This window comes from Methylobacterium sp. WL8, from assembly GCF_008040045.1.
Lineage (GTDB): Bacteria > Pseudomonadota > Alphaproteobacteria > Rhizobiales > Beijerinckiaceae > Methylobacterium > Methylobacterium cerastii.
In genome coordinates, this window is sequence record NZ_VRVF01000175.1 from 1 (window position 1) to 1,671 (window position 1,671).

At 71.6% G+C, this 1,671-nt stretch carries 1 pseudogene; it reads left to right on the forward strand.

The window, feature by feature from the left end:
• Positions 1–148 precede the first annotated feature (148 nt).
• Positions 149–1,671, forward strand: a pseudogene (locus FV234_RS25745) (ISNCY family transposase).

Sequence of the window (1,671 nt, forward strand, 5' to 3'; positions counted from 1 at the left end):
CTAGGACGGCAGAATTGGCTGTTTGAGCGTTGAGGGTGCGGGGGCGTCTACGGGGAGGCGCATGATGTCTCGCACCCAGTGTCGGACGCCGGATCGTGAGCGGGTCCTGGTTCCGGTCCGCCAGCACTGCCCGGCCTGCGGCCGGGCGATGGGGATCCGCTACGAGAACCAGCGCACGCTGGTGACGCTGGCCGGCACGGTGCGGCTGCGGTTGAAGATCCGCCGCTGCGAGGCGGCGGACTGTGCCCGTTTCCACAAGCCCTATCGTCCGGAAGCCGAGGGCGCGCTCGCTCTACCGCAACAGGAGTTCGGCCTCGACGTCGTGGCACTGGTGGGCGCCCTGCGCCACCGCGAGCACCGCTCTGTGCCGGAGATCCACGCGATCCTGCGCGGGCGCGGGGTCGTCATCGCCGAGCGCAGCGTGACCAACCTGCTCGACCGCTACGACGAGGTCGTGGCCGTCCAACTCGCCGACCCCGCTCACCTGCGCCGGCAACTGGCCGGGCAGGACCGGATCATCCTGGCACTCGACGGCCTGCAGCCGGATGTCGGGCACGAAGTGCTCTGGGTCCTGCGCGATTGCCTCTCCGGTACGGTGCTCCTGGCCCGCAGCCTGTTGTCGGGCACGGCCGAGGATCTGGCCGTCCTGCTGCATGAGGTGATCGCAGCCGTGGGCGTGCCGGTGGCGGGCGTGATCAGCGACGGTCAGCATTCCATCCGCAAGGCTGTGGCCCTGGTCCTGCCAGGGGTGCCCCATCAACTCTGCCACTTCCATTTCCTGCGCGAGGCGGCCCTGCCGATCTTCGAGGCCGACCGGCACGCCAAGAAGGAACTGAAGAAGGGGATACGCGGCGTCCGCCCGATCGAGCGGGCGGTGGAGGGGCGCACGGACGGGCAGGCCGATCTGGTCCGCGGCTACGCGAGCGCGGTGCGCAGCGCGATCACCGACGACGGCCGCGCCCCGCTCGACGCGGCGGGCCTGCGCTTGAAGGGCCGATTGGAGAAGGTCGCCGGGAGCCTGGAACGGGTACGCTCAAAAGGGGGGCCGAAGCGCAGGGTTCGCGACCGCTCGCACGGCTCCAGCACCTGATCGACCGGGCGCTCGCCGCCACGGCGCCGCTCTGGCCGGCGGTCCGCCAAGGCTTCGTCTTCGTGCACGCGGCCGCGCACCTCCTGGCCAATCCCGCCGGGGAACCGGGGACCAAGGTCCGGCGGCGCTTCGACGGCCTGCTCGCGGCGATGCGGCGCCACCGGGATCGGGTGGAAAGCCTGGGTCCCGCCCTCGACCACTTCCGCAAGGTGGCGCGCAGCTACCGGCCGGGGCTGTTCCATGCCGGCGACGTGGCGGACCTGCCGCGCACCAACAATGCCCTGGAGCAACTGTTCGGCTCCCAGCGCTACCACGAGCGGCGGGCAACCGGACGCAAGACGGCCTCACCCGGCGCGGTGCTGCGGGGAGCCGTGCGGCTCGTCGCCGGCATCCGGACCCGAGCCGGGGCGCCCTCCGGACGCGACCTCGGCCAGGTCGATCCGACACGGTGGCGGGCCCTGCGCCGATCCCTCGACATCCGCAGGCAGGCGCGGACCGCACGAACCCGCTTCCGCCGCGATCCCGACGCCTACCTCACCGCCCTCGAACAACAGGCCCAACAGCCAATTCTGCCGTCCTAG